Consider the following 20,031-nt stretch of genomic DNA (forward strand, 5'->3'; position numbering starts at 1 on the left):
TTCGACGGCTACGCTTGCGGCAACCCGATCGCGGCAGCCTATTTCTGCAGCGAGATTTCCACGCGGCGATTGCGCGCCCGTCCTTCGACCGTATCGTTCGGTGCCGCCGGATTGGCTTCGCCGTGACCGGTCGCGGCAAACGAATCCGCTTTCAGCCCGTGCTCGCGCAAATATCCGGCGACCGCATCCGCCCGGCGCTTCGATAGCGCCCGGTTGTGCGCGTCCGAACCGGTGGCGTCGGTATAACCGTCCACTTCCACGCGCGAGAAATGCCGATCGCCCTGCTGGTTCAGCAGTTTGTCGAGCGCGGCGGTGGCCTCGGACGTCAGCACGGCCGAATCGGTCGCGAAGTACGCATCGCCGGTCAGAGTCACCTTCTCGACCGGCGCGGGCGCCGGCGCAACGGCCGCGGCGGCCGGCGCTGGTCCCGCACCGCACTGGAACACGATCGAATGCGGATCGGCGCCGTCGCGGTACGGCGTGGTGGTGTCGACCAAACGCACGGGTTCGTTGCCGCACATGCGCGTCGCGACCTTCATGCAGGTCTTCGCGGTCGACAGGATGCCGTGGCAGTCGACCTGGAACGTCCGGATGCCGTTGCGCGACTGCAGTTCGTATGCGTTGTACGTCGGGCCCGACGCGCTCGAACAGGCTGCGAGGGACACCACGGACGCCAGCAGGACAAGATGGATGTTTTTCACTTGACGACTCCGAAAATACGTTGAGCGCGGCGCGATGGCGCGGCCGCATGCGTTGGGTTCGGCGCGGTCCGCTCCGGCAGCGCGTGCCGGAACGAACCGCCGCGCGCGATTACTTCCACTGATACAGCATGCCTGCGCCGACGACGCGCTGGCTGCCGGCGAAACCGCCGTTCAGCGTCGCCTTCAGGTTCTCGGTGATGCGCGCCTGCATGCCGACCGCCATCGCCTTCTGGCCCTGGAACGACGCCGTGCCGACCCCCATCGCGAAGTTCGAATCGCGGTCCATGTGCGGGATCGACGCCATCGCGGCGGTCGCGGCAATCCCTTCACGTGCCATCGAATCGGTCTGCTGGATCTGCTGCTGCATCTGCGTGAGCTGGTTGTTGACGGTGTTCAGCGACTGCGTGAACTGGTTCGACACCGCATTCAGCTGGTTCACGTTCACCGCGTCGGTACCCTGCGTGCCCGCCGCGACGTTGACGACCTGCCGCGCCGAATCCGCCGAACCGACCGCGACGACGTTCGAGCGGCCGCCGTCATTGCTGCCCGCGCCGACCGCCGCCGAGTTGCTGCCCGACGAGGTCGCGCCGACGCCGAGCGCGGTCGAGCCGCTGCCGGACGCCGTCGAACTGTTGCCGACCGCCGTGCTGTTCGAGCCGGAGGCCACCGCGCCCGAACCGCCGGCCGACGAGTTCGAGCCGGACGGCCCCGGCGGCACGTTGCCGCCGGACGGGTTCGACGTGTAGGAACCGCCGATGTTGGTCGTGCGCTGATCGATCAGCGTCGTCAGCTGGTTCGCAATCGAATCGAGCTGCGACACGTTCACCGCGTCCGTGCCGTTCTTGCCGGCGGCAAGGCCCGTGATCTGCCGGTTGCCGACGTTCACTTCGCCGGCCGACGACTGCGGGCTGCTCAGGCCATACGCGACGTAGTTCGTCAGCGCGCCGACCGTCGTCAGCGAGCCCGCGCCGAGCGCGACGCTGTTCGCGAACGTCGCCGACGCGCCGGCGCCGAGCGCGAGCGCATCGGTCGCGTTGCTGCGGGCGCCCGAGCCGAGCGCGACGCTGCCCACGCTGACCGCCGCCGCATTGGCGCCCTGCGCCACGGACTGCGCGCCGGTCGCCGTCGCGCCGCTGCCGAGCGCGATCGCGTCGGCCTGCGCGGAACTCGCCGCCTGCCCGATCGCAATCCCGCCCGGCGCGGTCGCATCGACGATCGCGCCATTGCCGATGCCGACGCCGTTGTCGCCGTTGACGACCGTCGTCGGCCCCACCGCGACCGATTCCGCGCCGACGGCGAGCGAATCCGCCGCCGTCGAATTCGCGTGGAAGTACTTCTGGCCCGTGACCGCGAACGACTGCAATGCGCCGGCAAGCTGCCGCACCGTCACCGCGTCTTGCTGGCCGGTGCCGTCCGCGACATTGGTGATCTGGCGATATGTCTTGCTCGTCGCATCGCCGACCGATACCGCGCCGAGCAGCGTCTGGTCCGTCGTGTTGAACGGGATCGCCGCGGTGCCGTTGCGGATGATCCCCGACGCCGGCACCGTCGCGCGATCGGCCACCGAGCCCGCGCCGAGCGCGATGCTGCCGTCCACCCGCGAAATGGCGTTCGGCCCGATCGCCACGCTGTCGACGCCGATCGCCTGGCTGTCCGGCGCGGTCGAGTTCGCGTGGAAGTACTTGATGCCGTGCGCGTTGATGTTGTCGATCGCGGAACCGACGTTGTTGTTGATCGTCGTCGAACCGTCGCTGTTGTACGTCACGTATGACGGCGCCGAGATCGTGCCGGTCGTCGGATCGTAGGTGGCCCCGCCGCCAATCGCGCCGGCCGTGCTGTTGCCGAGGTTGGTGTTGTTGTTGGCGATGGAGCTCAAGCCCGTCGACAGCGAACTGATGCCGGTCGACGTGGCGGTCGACAGCGACGTCAGGCTGCTGTTCGTGCTCGACAGGCCGGTCGACAGCGAACCGATGGTGGTCGACGTCGAGGTCGACAACGAGGTGATCGAGCTGTTGGTCGAGCTCAGGCCGGTCGACAGCGAGCTGATGCCGGTCGACGTGGAGCTCGACAACGAGGTCAGGTTGCTGTTCGTCGAACTCAAGCCGGTGGACAGTGAACCGACGACGGTCGACGTCGACGTCGACAGCGACGTGATCGAGCTGTTGGCCGAACTCAGGCCGGTTGACAGCGAGCTGATGCCCGTCGAAGTGGAAGTCGACAGGGACGTTACCGAACTGTTCGTGGAGCTGAGGCCGGTGGAAAGCGAACTGATCCCCGTCGAAGTCGACGTGGACAACGACGTGATCGCGCTGTTCGCCGATGACAAGCCCGTCGATGTGGAAGTCGACAAGGATGTCACTGAACTGTTCGTGGAGCTGAGGCCGGTGGAAAGCGAACTGATCCCCGTCGAAGTCGACGTGGACAGCGACGTGATCGCGCTGTTCGCCGACGACAAGCCCGTCGATGTGGAAGTCGACAAGGACGTCACTGAACTGTTCGTCGAGCTGAGGCCGGTAGAAAGCGAACTGATCCCCGTCGAAGTCGACGTGGACAACGACGTGATCGTGCTGTTCGTCGACGACAGGCCCGTCGACAACGACGACACCCCGGTCGACAACGACGTGATGCTCGACAGCGTCGACGTCGACAGCGACGTCACCGCCTGGTTCGTCGCATCGAGCTGCGACCCGTTGATCGCGTCCGTGCTCGACGAGCTGATCCGCCCGGCTGCGACGTTGGTAATCTGCCGCTCGCTGCCCGGCGCGCCGACGCTGACGACGCTGGTGGGATTGATGCCTTTGAAACTGTACGTGACGCCGCCGATCGTCGCGGTCGCGGTCGGATTCGGCGCGGCCGTCACCGACCCGGAGCCGAGCGCGACATCGTTGGCGTTGTTCGCCACGGCCGACGCGCCAAAGGCCACCGCACCCGCCGCGGCCGCCGTCGACGTATTGCCCAGCGCGAGGGAGCCGACACCCTGCGCGTTGTTCGAATTGCCGATCGCCACCGCGCCGTCGCCATTCGCGGTGTTGTTCGAACCCATCGTGACCGCGCCGGTGCCGATCGCGGTGCTCGGATCGCCGATGGCGACCGCGCCGTTGCCGCTCACGGTCTGGCCTTCGCCGAGCGCAACGGCGCCGGTGCCGCTCAGCACCTGCGAGTTATTCCCGCCGGCGATCGAGCCCGCGCCAGCCGCCGCCGCAACCGAGTTGCTCGCGCCGATTGCGACCGTGGCGCCAGCGGCCGCCACGCTGTTGATGCCGATCGCCGTTGCATTCACGGCAGACGCCGTCGCGCCGGCGCCCAGCGCGGTGCCCGAGATGCCCGTCGCGAGCGCGAGATTGCCGAGCGCGACGCCGAATTGCTGCGTCGCGGTCGACTGCACGCCCATTGCAATCGAGCTGAGGCCGGACGCATTCGCGTTCAGGCCGAACGCCAGCGCATTGTCCGCACCCGCCGAGGTATTCGAGCCCATCGCGATCGAACTGGTGCCGAGCGATTGCGTGCCCGATCCCGGCACGCCTGCGGTGCCGCCCCAGCCGATGGCGATCGACGACGTACCCTTCGCACCGCTGTTTACGCCCATTGCCACGGCCGAATTGCCGGAAGCGAGCGAGCCACTGCCGACGGCAACGCCGGCCGAGCCCGAACTCGTCGACTGGTTGCCGAGCGAGACGGCGCCCGTATTCGTGGCATTGGACGAAAAGCCGAGCGCGACGGCTTGCGCCCCGGAAGCGACCGCCCCGAGCCCGAGCGCGGCCGCATATTGACCGGAGGCCGTTGCATTGTTCCCGAGCCCGATCGCGGAAACGCCGATCGCCGACGCACCGCTGCCGATCGCCACCGAGCCGCTTTGGGTCGAGCTCGACAGGTTGCCGATCGCGACCGAATAGCTGCCGGATCCGATTGCCTGCACGCCCATGGCCACGCTGTTCACGCCGGTTGCCTGAGAGTTGATGCCGACGGATGTCGAGCCGTCGGCGATGGCGTGCGCGCCCGGGCCAATCGCCGTGGCTGAAACGCCCGTCGCCGTGGACAGGTTGCCGAACGCGGTGGAATTCACCTGTGTGGCAATCGAGCCGTTACCGACGGCGATCGAACTGGCGCCGCCCGTCGCGGAACCGCCGCCTGCCGAATACTGCGCGTGGGCCCCCGCCTGAAACAGTCCGAGATACGCAGCCGCCATCATCGTGGCGATTCGCCGCGGCGATAGCCCCGCCAGCGCTGCCGCGCTCGCGGCGGCGCCAGCGCCCGGTTCGGCATGTACGTGCGCACTTCCCGACGACGCCACGCGCTTGCCGCGCGCGCGATCGAGCTCGGACGCAGCGACCCACGCCCCCAATGCTTCGTTCCAGATCGACTTGAACGACTTGTTCATGTTGTTTTCCCTCGGTTCTCGTGTGCTGAATCACGCGACAGCGACGCGACGGCAAACGAAGCGCGCATCTACACACGCGCTCGTCATCTCGCACCGCTCCGGTGTCTCACTTCGGACGACTAAATTGACTGCCGAATGGCCCTGCACGACACTCGCGACCGCTGTCGCGATCACGCGACCGCACACCGCGCATGCCAGTCGGACACGAGGCGCAGCGACGATCGCGGGTTATCGAATCATGGAAGCCGATGTCGCTCGCCGGATGACGGCGCGACGCGCGGCACGCCGCGAAGCCAACGCGCGCGGACACCGTCGCGCCGGACCGGCGGCGACTTCGAATCTCATGAGGAGGCGTCGTTCAGACGCCGGATGGACGCAGCCAGCCTGACCTGCAGACCGGCCGCCCTGGTTCATTCGGGAGGAGGATGCCGCCGTGCGGCCTCCGGGGCTGACGCATGCGCCGCAGGATCGCGAACGCTGACAGCCGACACCGGTCCGAGCGAGCCGGTGCGTTGATCCGCCGTGCCTTTGATGTTCATGTCTTCTCGTGCCTGCCTGATCGACAGCGGTGTCGCGCGACCGCCGTTCGAAGGATCGAACTGCCCGGCGATCGACGCGTACACGCTCACCCCTTTTTACATCCAGGCCAGCGCCGGACATTCCGGATTTCCGGAAAAACCGCCGACTGGCCGGATGGCCCCTTCACCACATTTATCGACTGACTTTCTTTGACGATTTATTGCCGCCTTATGTGTCAAACTCGCATCAACTTCTGCATTCCTCGATGCATCCTGTTGCATCGGCACATTCGAAGAATGATGAAGTTTTTATTACCCTCGTGCCGGTCTCCGTCGCATCGCCGCAATCCCGGAATATGAGATTGACAGCATGCAATGTCACATTGAATGTGGCGCCCCAAAAGGGTGCTTACAGAAAGCCTTTTCGCTAAAGCCGCTTGTGCTGCAGAACCGATTCCAGGCTCTTCCGGCCTAGTGTGCCGGCGTTCGTCAGAACAAACCTTTTCTCAAGCGGAAAAATTCTTTTCCAGAGCAGACGATATTTACATTCATACAACCCCGCCGGGGTGAAATTTAAATGTGAAAGCGATCTTAATCATGGAGACGATTAATTGAGGAACTCTGCCAGCACCAGATTCGGGCATTGCAACGACATAATTTTCTTAAAGACATCATTCGGGCCACGCGATTTTCACAAGGAATCATGCGGCAATAAGAACCGATATGAAATTGGTAATTCGGAAAGTTTTTCCACTCGCTGTTTACTCGAATCGATCGGAGCGGCCAAGCACCCGCGCAACCGTGTCAGACATGCCCACACAAATCGCACGGACTCCCCACCGTCGACGCAATCGTCGTCATATAATTTTTCGCAACAATCGTGCACATAGATGCATCGAGTCCGACCCCGGCCTACCCTCCGTTCACGTCCGCAACCATGTCATCTCGCTCGTCCAGTCCGGCGTCGCTCCGCGCCACGCCGGATCTCGTTGGCGCCCACATTCTTGTCGTAGATGACCGACCGAACGACCTGCGGCTCCTGACGGAGATCCTGCGTTCCGCTCGCTGCCGGATCAGCGTCGCATTCGATGGTCTGCAGGCCTATCACCGTGCGCAGGCAATCGCGCCCGACCTGATCCTGATCGACGTGAGAATGCCGCGCATGGACGGCTTCGCCGCGTGCCGGCTGCTGGCCTCGACATCGTCGACGCAGAACATTCCCGTCATCATCCTGACTGCCGCGAGCGATCTCGACGATCGCATCGCGGGGCTCGAAACCGGTGCGCTCGACTACATCGTGAAACCGTTCGAGCCGGCCGAGGTCATTGCACGGATCCGCAATCATCTGAAACGGACGCGGCGCAGCCAGCCGTTCGCGCACCTGCCCGAGCTGCCCGACCACCCGGACGCCGCGCTGGTGCGCGCGGCATGCGACATCCTGCTGCGCGAACTGCGCAATCCGCCGGGGCTCGACGAACTCGCGAAACAGGTCGGCACGCACGAAAAACGGCTGTCGCGCGTGTTCCGCGATCATCTCGGCCAGACCGTTTTCGAATATCTGCGCGACACGCGGCTGCGCGCCGCGAGGCACTTCCTCGCCGAGACGTCGATGGGTATCGGCGACATCGCCGAGGAAATCGGCTTCTCTACGCCGGGCAATTTCGCGACGGCATTTCGCGAACGGTTCGGCATCACGCCGTCCGACTGGCGGCGCCAACGGCCGGCGGTCGATATTGCGCCGCCGCCGCATGACCACCCGAGCGATGCATAGGCGCTTCGCCTCGGGCTGGCACACGGTCGTGCTGCTGCTGGCGGCACTGGTGCTCGCGTGCGCGACACACCGCGCCCACGCGACGGAAAACCCCGCGCAACTGGACGCGGTCTCGTTGCTCGAGGATCCGGGCACGCAGATGTCCGTCGATCAGGCCGCCGCACGGCTCGCCGAATCTCAACGCCGTGCCGCCGCGGCGGCGCGACCGTCGTTCAACATCGAATTCTCACGCTCCGCATGGTGGGTCGGCGCGACGCTGGTCAACCGCGGCGGCGTTGAACAGCCGCTGGTGCTGGCGATCCGCGACGCACGCGTCGACCGTGCCGATTTCTATGTCGAGCACGGCGGCACGTGGGCCCTCGCCGGCCGCTTCCCGGCCGACGAAAATGGCATGAGCCGGCCGGCTTCCCGGTATCCGGTGCTCGATGCAACGCTGCGCCCGGGCGAACGGCTGCCCATCCTGATCCGCATCACGTCGCGCAAGGAACTGCGGCTCGCGCCGAGCGCCTTCACGCGCGACGCGTGGCAGACCCACGAGCTCCACGCGACCATGTGGAACTTCGGCTTCCTCGGCGGCCTGCTCGCGCTCGTGTGGTGTGCGCTTCTGATCGGGTTCTTCTCGCGCAGCGGCATGTTCGTCGTGCTGGCCGTGCTCGCGTTGAACACGGCGCTGTTCGAGGCAACCTACCGCGGCTACACCGCGCTGTATCTGTGGCCTGCCGCGCGCGAATGGTCGGCGCGCGGCGAGGTGATCTTCGTCTACCTGTCGATCGTATGCTTCATCGCGTTCATCCTGACGGTCGCCCATCGCGAGAAGGCGCGCATCCCGTTTCGCGCGATCTACGCGGGGTTCATCGCGCTCGAGTGCGCGGGCATCGTTGGCGCCGCATGCGGCGACCTCCTCACGTTCACGTGGTTCTGCCTGCGGCTGAACACCGTGCTGGCGATCGTGAACCTTACCCTCGCGCTGACGCTCGCGATTCGGCGCACACCGACGGGCCGCGTGATGTTGATCGCGATCGCGTTCGCGAGCTTCAACATGGCGATCCGCATCCTCGACGGCAAGGACGCAATCCCGGCGTGGCTGTTCTGGCTCAAGTCCGATATCTATCCGAACCCCGTCATCGCGATCATCGGCCTCGCCACGCATCTGCTCGTGCTGGCCGCGTGGATCAACCATGTCGGCCGTCAGCGCACCGAAGCACGCAAGCGGCTCGAGCACTGGCAACTCACCGAGCAGGATCGCCTGCGCGACGAGGTCGCGAAACGCACGGTCGCGCTCAACGACGCGCTGCAACAGGTTCGCGTGCACATGCAGCAGAAGATCGAGACGCTAGGCTATGTGAGCCACGATCTGCGCGCGCCGCTGTCGACGATCAACGGTTACGCGAAGCTGCTGCTGCAAGGCGCGACGCGTAGCCAGGCCAGGCTGATCCGCTCGATCGATCGCAGCATACGCTACCAGCTCACGCTCATCGACGAATTGCTGCAATACACGAAGGCCGAGTTGCAGCCGCTCGGCATTTCGCCAGACGCGACCGACCTGCCCGGCCTGCTGAGCGACATCGGCGACTATGCGGTCGCGCTGTGTTTGCAGCAGAACAACCGATTCAATTACCGGCCGTTGACGCCGTTGCCGCGCAAGCTGTCGATCGACGGCATTCGGCTGCAGCAGGTGTTGCTCAACCTGTTGTCGAACGCGTCGAAGTTCACGCGCGACGGCACGGTCACGCTGTCGGTCGGCGCATATGCGGAAGGCGATGCATGGCGGATCGTGTTCGAGGTCGCCGACACCGGAATCGGCATCGACATCGACAAGACCACCGACATATTCCGTGCGTATCAGCAGGTGCAGGCGGTCAACGGCGGCACCGGGCTCGGCCTGTTCATCGCGCAGCGGATCGTCGGCGCGATGCACGGCGAGCTGGCCGTGTCGAGCCAGCCGGGTGTCGGCACGTCGTTCACGTTCCAGATCATGGCGCCCGCGATCGGCCGCGCGATGATCCCGGCGTCGGCGCTCGTGCGCGCCGCCGAACCCGCCGTTCAAGCCGAGCCCGTGCCGGCCGCCCACGCGATGCGCTGTCCGCCTGCCGACGCGCTCGACGAACTGGCCGTGCTCGCGAGCGAAGGTCGCCTCACCGATATCGAGGAATGGCTCGGACAGCACGCGTACGCGCCGCGGCATGCCGCATTCGTGCAAGCGATGCGGGACCGCCTCGATGCGCTCGATCTGCAGGCGATCGAACGACTCGCCGAGTCGCTGAAACAGGCCAGCGTCGCGGATGCGTCGTTCGATACGGAACCCGACATGGCCGGGCCGGCTTGATCGCAACGGATGCGCCGCTGTCGCGCAACGCACGTTCGCTGCTTGCTCGGCTGCGACCGGCCGCCGCCTCGACGCGCTGCTGAAAGCCGGCAACCGCGACGAAGCACGCGATGCCGGTCCGCCAAGCCGCCCGAACGCGCGTCGGCATCACGCCGAACGCTGAAAGCGCAACAGCCTGCGCATCGTCGAACCGAGCGCCGCATCGTCGCTCGGCGCGGCGGGCGCCACCTGTGCGGCGTCGCGCTTCCGCCGTTTCGGATCGAGCCCGGTCCCACCGCTACGCCGCCGCGCCGCATGCCGCTCGATGACCCGCTGCAGCAGGCAGAACACGCACAGCAGCGCGCCGATCACGATCCGCGTCCACCACGAACTCAACGTGCCGTCGAACGTGATCAACACCTGGATCGTGCCGAGGATGCCGACGCCGAACACGGATCCGATCACGTACCCGACGCCGCCCGTGAGCAACGTGCCGCCGATCACGGTCGCGGCGATCGCGTCGAGTTCCATCCCCTGCGCCTGCAGCCCGTAGCCGGACAGCACGTACAGCGTAAACACCACGCCGCCTAGCGCCGAACAGAAGCCGCTCAGCGCATATACGCCGACCTTCGTGCGCGCGACCGGCAGCCCCATCAGCAGCGCCGATCGCTCGTTGCCGCCGACCGCATACACGTTGCGGCCGAAGCGCGTGAAATGCGCGACGTAGATCGCCGCGGCCAGCGTCACGAGCGCGATCAGCGCGCCCGCGCTCAGCGTCCCGCCACCAACCGGCACGCTGATGCCCGCGAGCGCATGGAAGGTCGGCTCGTTGATCGTGATCGACTGCGTCGTGATCAGGAAGCACGCGCCGCGCGCGAGAAACATCCCGGCCAGCGTGACGATGAACGGCTGCAGGCGGAAGTAGTGAATCAGCGCACCCATCGCCGCGCCGTACAGTGCACCGAATACGAGCACGAGCGGTACGATCGCCCAGACGGGCCAGTGCAACCGTTCGGCGCCGACTGCGCAGAAGATCGTTGTCAGCGCAACGACAGATCCGACCGACAGGTCAATGCCGCCCGACACGATCACGAACGTCATCCCGATCGCGACGATCAGCAGGAACGCGTTGTCGACGAGCAGCCCGGTCAGCACCTGCATCGAGAAGAATCCCGTGTACATCACGGATCCGAAGCCGAACAGTGCGGCGAACAGCACGATCGTCACGACGATCGGCAGCGTGCGCGGGTCGGTCAACCGTGCGAAGAATCGGTTCATCGCGGCGTGGCTCCGGTGGTGGTGCGCGAACGGGTGGAAGACAGCAGCCGCGACGCATGCTGGATCACCAGCGCGCGCGCCGCGTCCGACTGGATCAGCGTCACGACGATCACGACGAGCGCCTTCACGACGAGCGTCGCCTCCGGCGGCACGCCGATCGAATAGGTCGTGTAGGTGAGCGTCTGGATGATCAGCGCGCCAAGCACGGAACCCGCGAGGCTGAAGCGGCCGCCGAGCAGCGATGTGCCGCCGAGCGTCACCGCGAGAATCGCGTCGAGTTCGAGCAGCAGCCCGGCGTTGTTGCCGTCGGCGCTGCGCACGTTCGAGCTGGCGAGAATGCCCGCGAGCGCCGACATCACGCCGGAGAACAGATAGACGCCGAACACGACGGCCCCCGCGCGCAGCCCGACGAGCCGCGTCGCGACCGGGTTCACGCCGATCGCGCGGATGAACAGGCCGAGCGCCGTGCGGTTCACCAGCAGCGCGGTCGCCGCGATCGTCGCGATCGCGATCCAGACCGAGCACGGCACGGCAGCGAGATAGCCGCCGCCGAGCTGGAGATAGCCTGGCGCGCCGATCGGGATGATCTGTCCGCCCGTCAGCAACTGCGCGATGCCGCGTCCGGCGACCATCAGGATCAGCGTCGCGATGATCGGCTGCATCCCGACGAACGCGACGAGCACGCCGTTCCATGCGCCTGCGAGCAACCCCACGCAGAGTGCGGCGGCCAGCGCCGTGCCGACCCGCGTCGGATCGCCATCGAGCACGATCGCCGCGGCCGCGCCGGCAATCGCGACGATCGCGCCGACCGAGATGTCGATCCCGCGCGTCGCGATCACGAGCGTCATGCCGAGCGACACGATCACGAGCGGCGCCGCGCGATTGAGGATGTCGATCGGCGCGCCGAACAAGTGGCCGTCGAGCACCGCGATCGACAGGAAGCCCGGCCGATGGGCGACGTCGAGCGCGAACAGCAGCGCAAGCGTCAGCACCGGCCACACGAGCGGATGGCGAAGCAACGTGCGTAACCGGATCATGACCGGCCTCCCGCGATCAGTTGATACACGTGTTCCTCCGACGCCTCGGCACCGGTCAGTTCGGCGACCTTGCGGCGATCGCGCAGCACCGCGATCCGGTGGCTCACGCGCACCACTTCGCTGATCTCCGACGAGATGAACAGGATCGCGAGCCCCTGCGCGCACAGCGCGAGCACGCGCTCCATGATGTCGAATTTCGCGGCGACGTCGATGCCGCGCGTCGGCTCGTCGAGGATCAGCAGCTTCGGCTCCGTCGCGAGCCAGCGCGCGAGCAGCACCTTCTGCTGGTTGCCGCCGGACAGCAGCCCGATCGGCTGCTCCGCGTCGCGCGCCTTGATGCCGAGCCGCGCGATGTATGTCTCGGCGAGTTCGCGCTGGCGCGCGCGGCCGATCAGCCGCCACCAGCCGCGCCGTGCCTGCAGCGCGAGGACGATGTTCTCGCGGATCGACAACGCCGCGACGATCCCTTCCTTCTTGCGATCCTCCGGGCAATACGCGATCCCGTTGCGCACGGCATCGTGCGGCGACGCGAGACGCTTGCGCGCACCGTCGATCTCGATCGCGCCGGTGTCGGTGCGCTCGGCCGCGAACGCGAGCCGCGCGGTTTCCGTGCGCCCGGAGCCGAGCAGCCCGGCCAGCCCCACGATTTCGCCGGGCCGCACGTCGAGGTCGAGCGGGCTCATCATTCCGCGCCGGCCGGCCTGCTGCATCGACAGGAACGGCGCGGCCGCATCGGCATCACGCTGCACGGCCGCCGCGCCTGCCTGCAGCGTGCCGGACATCGGTTCGCGGCCAGTCATCTTCGCGACCAGCATGTCGACCGGCAATTCGCGCGCGAGATACTCGCCCTCGCGCTCGCCGTTGCGCATCACCGTGATCCGGTCGGACACCGCATAGGTCTGTTCGAGAAAATGCGTGACGAACAGGATCGCGATGCCCGACGCCTTCAGCCGGCGCAGCACGTCGAAGAGCCGAGCGACCTCGCCGTCGTCGAGGCTCGATGTCGGTTCGTCGAGAATCAGCACGCGCGCATCCACCGACACGGCTCGCGCGATCGCGACCATCTGCTGCACCGCGATCGGATATGCATCGAGCGAGCGCGTGACGTCGAGCGACAGGTCGAGCTCGGCGAGCGCATCGCGCGCCCGCGCATGGATCGTCTTCCAGTCGATCGCGCCGCGCCGCATCGGCTGCCGGCCCGCGAAGATGTTCTCGGCGACCGACAGGTTCGCGCACAGGTTCACTTCCTGGTACAGCGTCTGGATGCCCGCGGCCTCGGCCTCGCGCGGCGCGGCGAAGTGCACCGGCGCGCCGCCGACGCGAATCTCGCCCGCATCGTGCGCATGAACGCCGGTCAGCACGTTGATCAGCGTCGACTTGCCGGCGCCGTTCTGGCCCATCAGCGCGTGGATCTCGCCCGGAAACAGCCGGAAGTTCACGCGCTGCAGCGCGTTCACGCCCGGGAACGCCTTGTCGATGCCGATCATCTCGACCACCGGCGGATTCGTCATGGATTGCCCTCGATTCGAAGCGGATGGCGGACGGCGGCAGCCGCGCCGCCGCCCGCGCCCGCCGGGACTCAGTACTTGCGGGTCGGCAGCACTTGCGCCGCAACGCTCATCGGGAACACCGTCTCGTTCGTGACGATGCGCTTCGGCAGCTGCTTGCCGGCGACGACGTCCTTCACCGCGGTCATCAGTTGCGGGCCGAGCAGCGGGCTGCATTCGACGTCGACGTTGATCTTGCCGGCCACCATCGCCTGGAATCCGCCCTTGGTCGCGTCGAACGACACGACGCTCACGTCCTTGCCCGGCTTGATGCCGGCCTCCTCCATCGCCTGGATCGCGCCGAGCGCCATGTCGTCGTTGTGCGCGTAGACGACGTTGATCTGCTTGCCGTAGGTCTTCGCGAACGCTTCCATCACCTGCTTGCCGCCGGCGAGCGTGAAGTCGCCGCTTTGCGACGCGATCACCTTGAACTTCGGATTGTTCTTGATCACCTCGAGCAGACCCGCGCGGCGGTCGTTGGCCGGCGCGGAGCCGACCGTGCCCTGCAGCTCGACGATGTTGATCGGGCCCGCATCGTTCTTGTAGCGCTCTTCCATCCAGTGGCCGGCGCGTCGCCCTTCCTCGAGGAAGTCGGAACCGATCATCGTCACGTACAGCGACGGATCCTTCACGTCGACGCCGCGATCGGTCAGGATCACCGGGATATGGGCCGCCTTCGCTTCGGTCAGCACCGGCTCCCAGCCCGACTCCACGACCGGCGAGAACGCGATCACGTCGACCTTCTGCGCGATGAACGAGCGGATCGCGCGAATCTGGTTTTCCTGCTTCTGCTGCGCGTCCGAGAATTTCAGGTTGATGCCGGCGTCCTTCGCCGCGCTCTTCACCGACACGGTGTTCGCGGTGCGCCAGGCGCTCTCCGCGCCGACCTGCGAAAACCCGAGCGTGATCGGCTTTTGCTGCGCGTGCGCGCCCGACGCGAATACCGTCGCCGCGGCGACGAGCGCACCGGCCGTCAGCTTCCTGATGAATGTCATGGTCCGTCTCCGATGATGTCGTTGTATGCCGCGGCGCCGGGCCGGCGCGGTGCCGTGCTGTGCTGTTGTGGTTCTGCGTGGCGCGGGCGCGGGTCGGGGCGGCGCCGGCCGGCGCGTGCGGCCGGTCCGGTATGTGCGCCCCGGATCAGTCTAGGAACAAGTCCGATAACCTTCCAATGAAATATTGGATTGAACCGATATCGGTATCGGCATACGTATAAACACCTAGCGCTCCGCGCGCGTCCGACCGGCTGGCAGCCTCGGCCGGCGTCACGAGTATCCACCTTCTTCGCGTGCTCCATCCGTGTGGACGTGAACTCAACGTGGACCGGGCGGCGGGTTCCTCGGCGGCGCACGGATCTTGCTCAGGCGGCTGGCAAGCGCCGTTCAAGCCCCGCGACGGCCGCCCCGACGACAAGGAGAACAATGATGCCCGCCGCGCATGAACCGCAATCGCCGCACTGGGATAAGCCGCTGCGCCATGTCGACGACCGGCGCCCCGGCTATACGCGCCGGCGGTTGCGCCACGGCTTCGCGTACTACACGCAGGACGGCGTCCGGATCCGCGACCCCGACGAAATCGCCCGCATCGATGCGCTCGCGATTCCGCCTGCGTATACCGACGTCTGGATCTGCATGGACCCGCGCGGCCACTTGCAGGCGACGGGGCGCGATGCGCGCGGGCGCAAGCAGTATCGCTATCACCCGCAATGGCGCGAGACGCGCGACGCGAACAAGTACGCGCGGATGGCAGCCTTCGCCCGCGCGCTGCCGCGCATCCGCAAGCGTGTCGCGCACGATCTGGCACTGCCCGGGATGCCGCGCGACAAGATCGTCGCGACGATCGTCCGGCTGCTCGACACGACGCTCGCGCGGATCGGCAACGCCGAGTACGCGCGCGAAAACGCGTCGTACGGGCTGACGACGCTGCGCAAACGGCACGTGACCATCCGGCCGGGACAGGTTCGCCTGCGCTACACGGGCAAGAGCGGCATCGAGCATGACGTGACCGTGGAAGACCCGCGCGTCGGACGGATCGTGCGGCGCTGTGCGGAGCTGCCCGGGCACGAATTGTTCCAGTATGTGGACGACGACGGCGCACGTCATTCGATCGGCTCGTCCGACGTGAACGACTATCTGCGCGAAGCAGCAGGCGCGGAGTTCACCGCGAAGGATTACCGGACATGGGCGGGCAGCGTGCAGGCGCTGGCATTGCTGCGACGCGTCCCGCATGAGGATGTCACGCATGCGCGCAAGCAGATCGTCGAAACGGTGCGGGCCGTCGCCGACATATTGCGCAACACGCCGGCCGTGTGCCGGCGCTGCTACATCCACCCGGCCGTGCTCGATGCGTTCGAAGCCGGGATGCTCGCGGCGCTCGAGGTGCACCGATCGCCGCGAGGGCTGCGCGCGGACGAAGCCGCGTTCGCCGCGTTGCTCGAGCAGGCGGCGCGCCCCGCTCGAATCAATCCGGATTGCGCCCGATCAGAAACCGCTCGCGACGGCCGCCCTTGATCCACCCCGGCTCCCGGCCGCGTCCGCTCCAGGTCGCGCCGGTCTTCGGATCGCGATACCGGGGCGCCGATGCGCTCTTGCGCGACGTCGTTTTCGCGGCGCGGCCGTGGCGGCCGAAGATCTGGCTGGCGGTCAGGCCGTACTCGGCGACCCGGGTGCGAATCTCCTGAATGACGGCCTCGAGTTCGGCGAGCCGGGCTTCCTCGACACGCTTCATCAATTCATCGGCTTGCGCCTTCAATTCGCGATAACCGGACATGCGATTCCTCCACATTTTCATGGCGTGAGAAAAGACCGAATGGACGCGGGATTGCCACGATGCAATCCGCTTGAAAGCCGTGAGTCGAACATCCATTCGGGAAAACCGGAAAGCGGCTCACGCACGGCCCGGCGCGTTTTCGGCGCGAAATTCACACACCAGTTCGCCGCGGGCCGCAAGTTCGTCGATCTGATCCGGCGTCAACGCGTCGATCGATGCGGCCATTTCATCCGAAATGCCCAATTGCCGCTTGCCCTGTTCAAAGTCGATACGCAAGATGCGCTGCGCGAGCGCGAGATATGCGCGGTTGAATTCCGCGATTGCATCGAAGATGTCGCCGTGTCCGGTCATGACTGCTCCTGAGCCGACGGCGGCCGGTGCGCGTGACGCGCGCAGCGCCGTGACCGGCCGTCCAGTAGTGAATGCCTGAATCTAAGTCATGCAATCGACGTCATGCCGACAATTCCTAGACGGTATCCGACATTCATGAAATCGGCGCTTGCAATTCGCGATTGGCGTATTCGTGATTAACGATTCGCAATTCGTCGCTGTCGGATTCGACCTAGATTCGGTCACTACCCGAAACCGGGACGTCAATACAATTTTCGAACGGTGCGCAAGTCCGATCGCGCGAACCATACGACACCGGCGAGCGACGATTGCACGCGCGCATCGCCGCCTTTCCTCGGCATCGCTGATGCCCGATCCTGAACGGATGGAATCCGACAATCATGATGAAAGTGACGAAAGCCGTATTTCCGGTCGCGGGTCTCGGCACGCGGTTTCTGCCCGCGACCAAGGCCAGCCCGAAAGAAATGCTGCCGGTCGTGGACAAGCCGCTGATTCAATACGCGGTCGAGGAGGCGATCGACGCGGGCATCACCGAGATGATTTTCGTGACCGGCCGCAGCAAGCGCGCGATCGAAGACCACTTCGACAAGTCCTACGAGATCGAAGCCGAGCTCAAGGCGCGCGGCAAGGAAAAGCTGCTGTCGCTGGTACGCAGCATCAAGCCGAGTCACGTCGACTGCTTCTACGTGCGCCAGGCCGAAGCGCTGGGGCTCGGCCATGCCGTGCTGTGCGCGGAGAAGCTGGTCGGCGACCAGCCGTTCGCGGTGATCCTCGCCGACGATCTGCTCGACGGCCCGAGGCCCGTGCTGCGCCAGATGATCGACGTGTTCGATCACTATCACGCGTCGGTGATCGGCGTGGAGGAAATCGCGCCCGAGGCGTCGAAGTCGTACGGCGTGATCGAAGGCAAGCGTTGGGAGGACAACCTGTTCAAGCTGTCCGGGATCGTCGAGAAACCCGAGCCGGCGAAGGCACCGTCGAATTTCGGCGTGGTGGGCCGCTACGTGCTGAAGCCGAAGGTGTTCGAACATCTGCGCGCATTGCGTCCAGGCGCCGGCGGCGAACTGCAGCTGACGGACGCGATCCAGTCGCTGCTCTCGGACGAGCAGGTGCTCGCCCATCGCTACGACGGCACGCGCTTCGATTGCGGCAGCAAGCTCGGGTACCTGAAGGCGACGGTCGAGTTCGCGCTGCGGCATCCGGAAGTGGCTGCGGATTTCGAAAGCTATCTGGCCACGCGCATGTCGGCGCTGCTGGCCGCCTGATCGGGCCGTCGTCGCGAACCCGGTCATGTGGACGGCCGTCAGCGATCTCGGCGACGCGGCGATGACGTTGCCGCTTGCCGCCGTGTGCGTCGCCTGGCTCTCGCGCTCGACGGCCGGGCGGCATCATGCGGCGTCATGGGCGCTGATGCTCGCAGCGGGCATGGCGCTGGTCGGCACCACCAAGATGTTGTACGCAGGCTGCGGGCTCCAGATCCGCGCGATCGATTTCCGCGTGATCAGCGGCCATACGATGCTTGCGTCGGCGGTCTGGCCGATGACATGCATGCTGGCGCTGAGCGGCGGCGTGCGACTGCGGGCTAGCACGGCGCTGTCGTTCGGGCTCGCGCTCGGCGCGCTGATCGGCGTCGCGCGCGTGTTCGACGACGCACACACGCCGTCGGAAGTCGTCGCCGGCTGGCTCGTCGGCTCGACGGTCGCGCTGGGATTCGCGTGGCGGAACGGCGCGCCGCGCATCGACGCGCGGTATCGCGCGCTCGTCGCCGGCTCGCTGCTGGCCGTGTCGGCCGTCGCGTATGGCCGTCATGCGCCGATTCAGGCGGCGATCGAAATGTATTCGCCGTTTTTGTGCGGGCGGTTCGCGCTGCCGCCATGACGAGCGCGATCACGCGACCGGACGTCGCTATACGACGCGGCGCCCGCCGCCGACCCCGCCGGAAAAAGACAGAATCCCGCGCGAATCGGACAACGCGACTCGCCCGGCCGCTCAACCCCCTATCCTTGATCGCCGGAACCGTTTCGTTCCGGACGACGGATAACGAACGCATGTTCCGCGTGCGAACCGTCGCGCAAGCCAGCCCGGCCGACAGGCCCCTTGCCCGGCATCGCACGGCATCTCGCCGCGCAGCGCCGGCACGGCCGGCACGCAGCGGATCCGGAGTCTCCGATCGGGCACACGCATGTCGACCTTGCTCTTTTCTGCCAGCGTACTGTTCTTTTCGCTCAACGCGTTCAGCGTGCGCGCGACCTTCATCGCGTATTTCCTGCTGTGCGCGCTCGCCTTTCTGCGCGCGCCGACGCTGATGAACCGACAGCGGCACCTGTTTCCGGTCTGCACGTACTGGCTGATCAGCACCAGCCTCGCGTTCATCCTGTCCGCATTCGGCGATTTCTACGTGAACTTCTTCATCAAGTTCGTGCTGATCCAGACGTACATCGCGCTGAGCTACTGGATGTTCGCCGGCGGCGTGCTCACACGGGAATCGCTCGATACCGCATGCAAGACGCTCATCTACGTCCACGCCGCATTCTTCACGTTCCAGCTCGTCTACTACCTCGGTACCGGCACCTTCATTGATTTCGACAGCTATGTGCGCGAAGCCGACTCCGAAGCGCTATACGCGACCAAGGCGCTGACCGACAGCCTGATCTCGATCCGCACGCTGGGCCTGTATTCCGAGCCGTCGTTCTATGCGATGACGGTCGTCCCGAGCGCCGTGATCCTGCTGCTGTCCAAGCAGCGCATCACGCTCGCGTCCGCGGTCGGGTTCGCCACCGCGTTGCTCAGCTTCTCGGTCGCGTCGATGGCCGTCTGCGCGGCGCTGTGCGGGCTGCACGTGCTCACCGGCCGTGGGCGGCTTCGAACCCGGATCGCCGTCATCGTCGTCGCGCTCGCCTGCGTCCCATGGCTCTACAGCGTGTACGATCAGCGGGTGAACCAGTCTGTCGATTACGATGCGGTCGGCAGCCGTACGCTTGTGCTGACTGAACTGTCCGAGCGCGACGTGCTCGCGGGCGTGTTCGGCGGCGGTCTGTTCTGGGACGAACGCAACAACGTCGGAAAAACCCACTTGCGCGGCTATCAGGTGCGGGACAGCTCGTTCTACATCTACCTCGTGTTCGCCGCCGGCGTCGCCGGTTTCGTCGTGTTCTTCGGTACGCTCGTCATGCTGTTCCGCCGCAAGCGGCGACGCAAGTATCTGCTCTATCTGCTGCCGATTCTGCTGTTCAAGTATCACGTGCTCTATGGCATGCTCTGGCTCACCATCCTGCTGTTCCTTGTATTGGCCGACCAGGACGCACCACACCGGCGCGCGCTCGCCCGCCCCGTCCCGAACCCGTCCGGCGTCGAGCCGCTCGCGCACCTGACATGA

The 20,031-nt window shown here is 66.2% G+C and carries 15 protein-coding genes; 6 read left to right on the forward strand and 9 right to left on the reverse strand.

The window, feature by feature from the left end; translation table 11 throughout:
* Positions 1 to 38: 38 nt before the first annotated feature.
* The 3 genes from WI26_RS29320 to WI26_RS29330 form a co-directional block, all read right to left on the reverse strand.
* Positions 39 to 701, reverse strand: a complete 663-nt coding sequence (locus WI26_RS29320; protein ID WP_069228161.1) for an OmpA family protein — start codon at positions 699 to 701, stop codon at positions 39 to 41.
* 109 nt (positions 702 to 810) lie between these two features.
* Positions 811 to 5,079 carry a YadA-like family protein gene (locus WI26_RS33365; RefSeq protein ID WP_069228162.1) on the reverse strand — a complete coding sequence of 1,423 codons (4,269 nt, stop codon included), beginning with the start codon at positions 5,077 to 5,079 and terminating at the stop codon, positions 811 to 813.
* 410 nt (positions 5,080 to 5,489) lie between these two features.
* Positions 5,490 to 5,702, reverse strand: a complete 213-nt coding sequence (locus WI26_RS29330) for a hypothetical protein (RefSeq protein WP_155626430.1) — start codon at positions 5,700 to 5,702, stop codon at positions 5,490 to 5,492.
* Between the two features lie 832 nt (positions 5,703 to 6,534).
* Between WI26_RS29330 and WI26_RS29335 the strand changes: the two genes are divergently transcribed.
* Positions 6,535 to 7,368 (forward strand): response regulator, encoded by an 834-nt coding sequence (locus WI26_RS29335; protein ID WP_059540456.1) that lies wholly within the window; start codon positions 6,535 to 6,537, stop codon positions 7,366 to 7,368.
* Positions 7,361 to 9,694 (forward strand): sensor histidine kinase, encoded by a 2,334-nt coding sequence (locus tag WI26_RS29340; RefSeq protein WP_069228163.1) that lies wholly within the window; start codon positions 7,361 to 7,363, stop codon positions 9,692 to 9,694. The genes WI26_RS29335 and WI26_RS29340 overlap by 8 nt, the downstream gene beginning before the upstream one ends.
* 147 nt (positions 9,695 to 9,841) lie before the next feature.
* On the opposite strand, the gene yjfF is transcribed toward WI26_RS29340, so the two are convergent.
* The 4 genes from yjfF to WI26_RS29360 form a co-directional block, all read right to left on the reverse strand.
* Positions 9,842 to 10,951: a galactofuranose ABC transporter, permease protein YjfF gene (gene yjfF, locus WI26_RS29345; protein ID WP_059510602.1), complete on the reverse strand. Its 1,110-nt coding sequence runs from the start codon at positions 10,949 to 10,951 to the stop codon at positions 9,842 to 9,844.
* Complete coding sequence (locus WI26_RS29350; protein ID WP_059540453.1) at positions 10,948 to 11,988, reverse strand: ABC transporter permease; 1,041 nt, start codon at positions 11,986 to 11,988, stop codon at positions 10,948 to 10,950. The genes yjfF and WI26_RS29350 overlap by 4 nt, the downstream gene beginning before the upstream one ends.
* The gene (locus WI26_RS29355) at positions 11,985 to 13,499 is read right to left on the reverse strand and encodes a sugar ABC transporter ATP-binding protein (protein ID WP_059510600.1); all 1,515 of its coding nucleotides are present in this window, start codon (positions 13,497 to 13,499) and stop codon (positions 11,985 to 11,987) included. The genes WI26_RS29350 and WI26_RS29355 overlap by 4 nt, the downstream gene beginning before the upstream one ends.
* Before the next feature lie 68 nt (positions 13,500 to 13,567).
* Entirely contained in the window at positions 13,568 to 14,530 is a 963-nt protein-coding gene (locus tag WI26_RS29360) for an ABC transporter substrate-binding protein (RefSeq protein ID WP_059510599.1), read from the reverse strand.
* 429 nt (positions 14,531 to 14,959) lie between these two features.
* Between WI26_RS29360 and WI26_RS29365 the strand changes: the two genes are divergently transcribed.
* Positions 14,960 to 16,045, forward strand: a complete 1,086-nt coding sequence (locus tag WI26_RS29365; protein WP_069228367.1) for a DNA topoisomerase IB — start codon at positions 14,960 to 14,962, stop codon at positions 16,043 to 16,045.
* Here the strand turns inward: WI26_RS29365 and WI26_RS29370 are convergent.
* Both WI26_RS29370 and WI26_RS29375 read right to left on the reverse strand, forming a co-directional pair.
* Complete coding sequence (locus WI26_RS29370; protein ID WP_059540450.1) at positions 15,996 to 16,304, reverse strand: H-NS histone family protein; 309 nt, start codon at positions 16,302 to 16,304, stop codon at positions 15,996 to 15,998. The two genes, WI26_RS29365 and WI26_RS29370, sit on opposite strands and share 50 nt — an antisense overlap.
* 117 nt (positions 16,305 to 16,421) lie before the next feature.
* Positions 16,422 to 16,655 carry a flagellar transcriptional regulator FlhD gene (locus WI26_RS29375; protein WP_069228164.1) on the reverse strand — a complete coding sequence of 78 codons (234 nt, stop codon included), beginning with the start codon at positions 16,653 to 16,655 and terminating at the stop codon, positions 16,422 to 16,424.
* Between the two features lie 380 nt (positions 16,656 to 17,035).
* Here WI26_RS29375 and galU point away from each other — a divergent pair, with 380 nt between their 5' ends.
* The 3 genes from galU to WI26_RS29390 all read left to right on the forward strand — a co-directional run bounded on the left by galU (position 17,036) and on the right by WI26_RS29390 (position 20,031).
* Complete coding sequence (gene galU / locus WI26_RS29380; protein WP_069228165.1) at positions 17,036 to 17,920, forward strand: UTP--glucose-1-phosphate uridylyltransferase GalU; 885 nt, start codon at positions 17,036 to 17,038, stop codon at positions 17,918 to 17,920.
* A gap of 25 nt (positions 17,921 to 17,945) precedes the next feature.
* Complete coding sequence (locus WI26_RS29385; protein ID WP_069228166.1) at positions 17,946 to 18,533, forward strand: phosphatase PAP2 family protein; 588 nt, start codon at positions 17,946 to 17,948, stop codon at positions 18,531 to 18,533.
* 304 nt (positions 18,534 to 18,837) lie between these two features.
* Positions 18,838 to 20,031, forward strand: coding sequence for a hypothetical protein (locus WI26_RS29390; RefSeq protein WP_069228167.1), 1,194 nt, complete (start codon positions 18,838 to 18,840; stop codon positions 20,029 to 20,031).

Source organism: Burkholderia diffusa, assembly GCF_001718315.1.
Classification (GTDB): Bacteria; Pseudomonadota; Gammaproteobacteria; order Burkholderiales; family Burkholderiaceae; genus Burkholderia; species Burkholderia diffusa_B.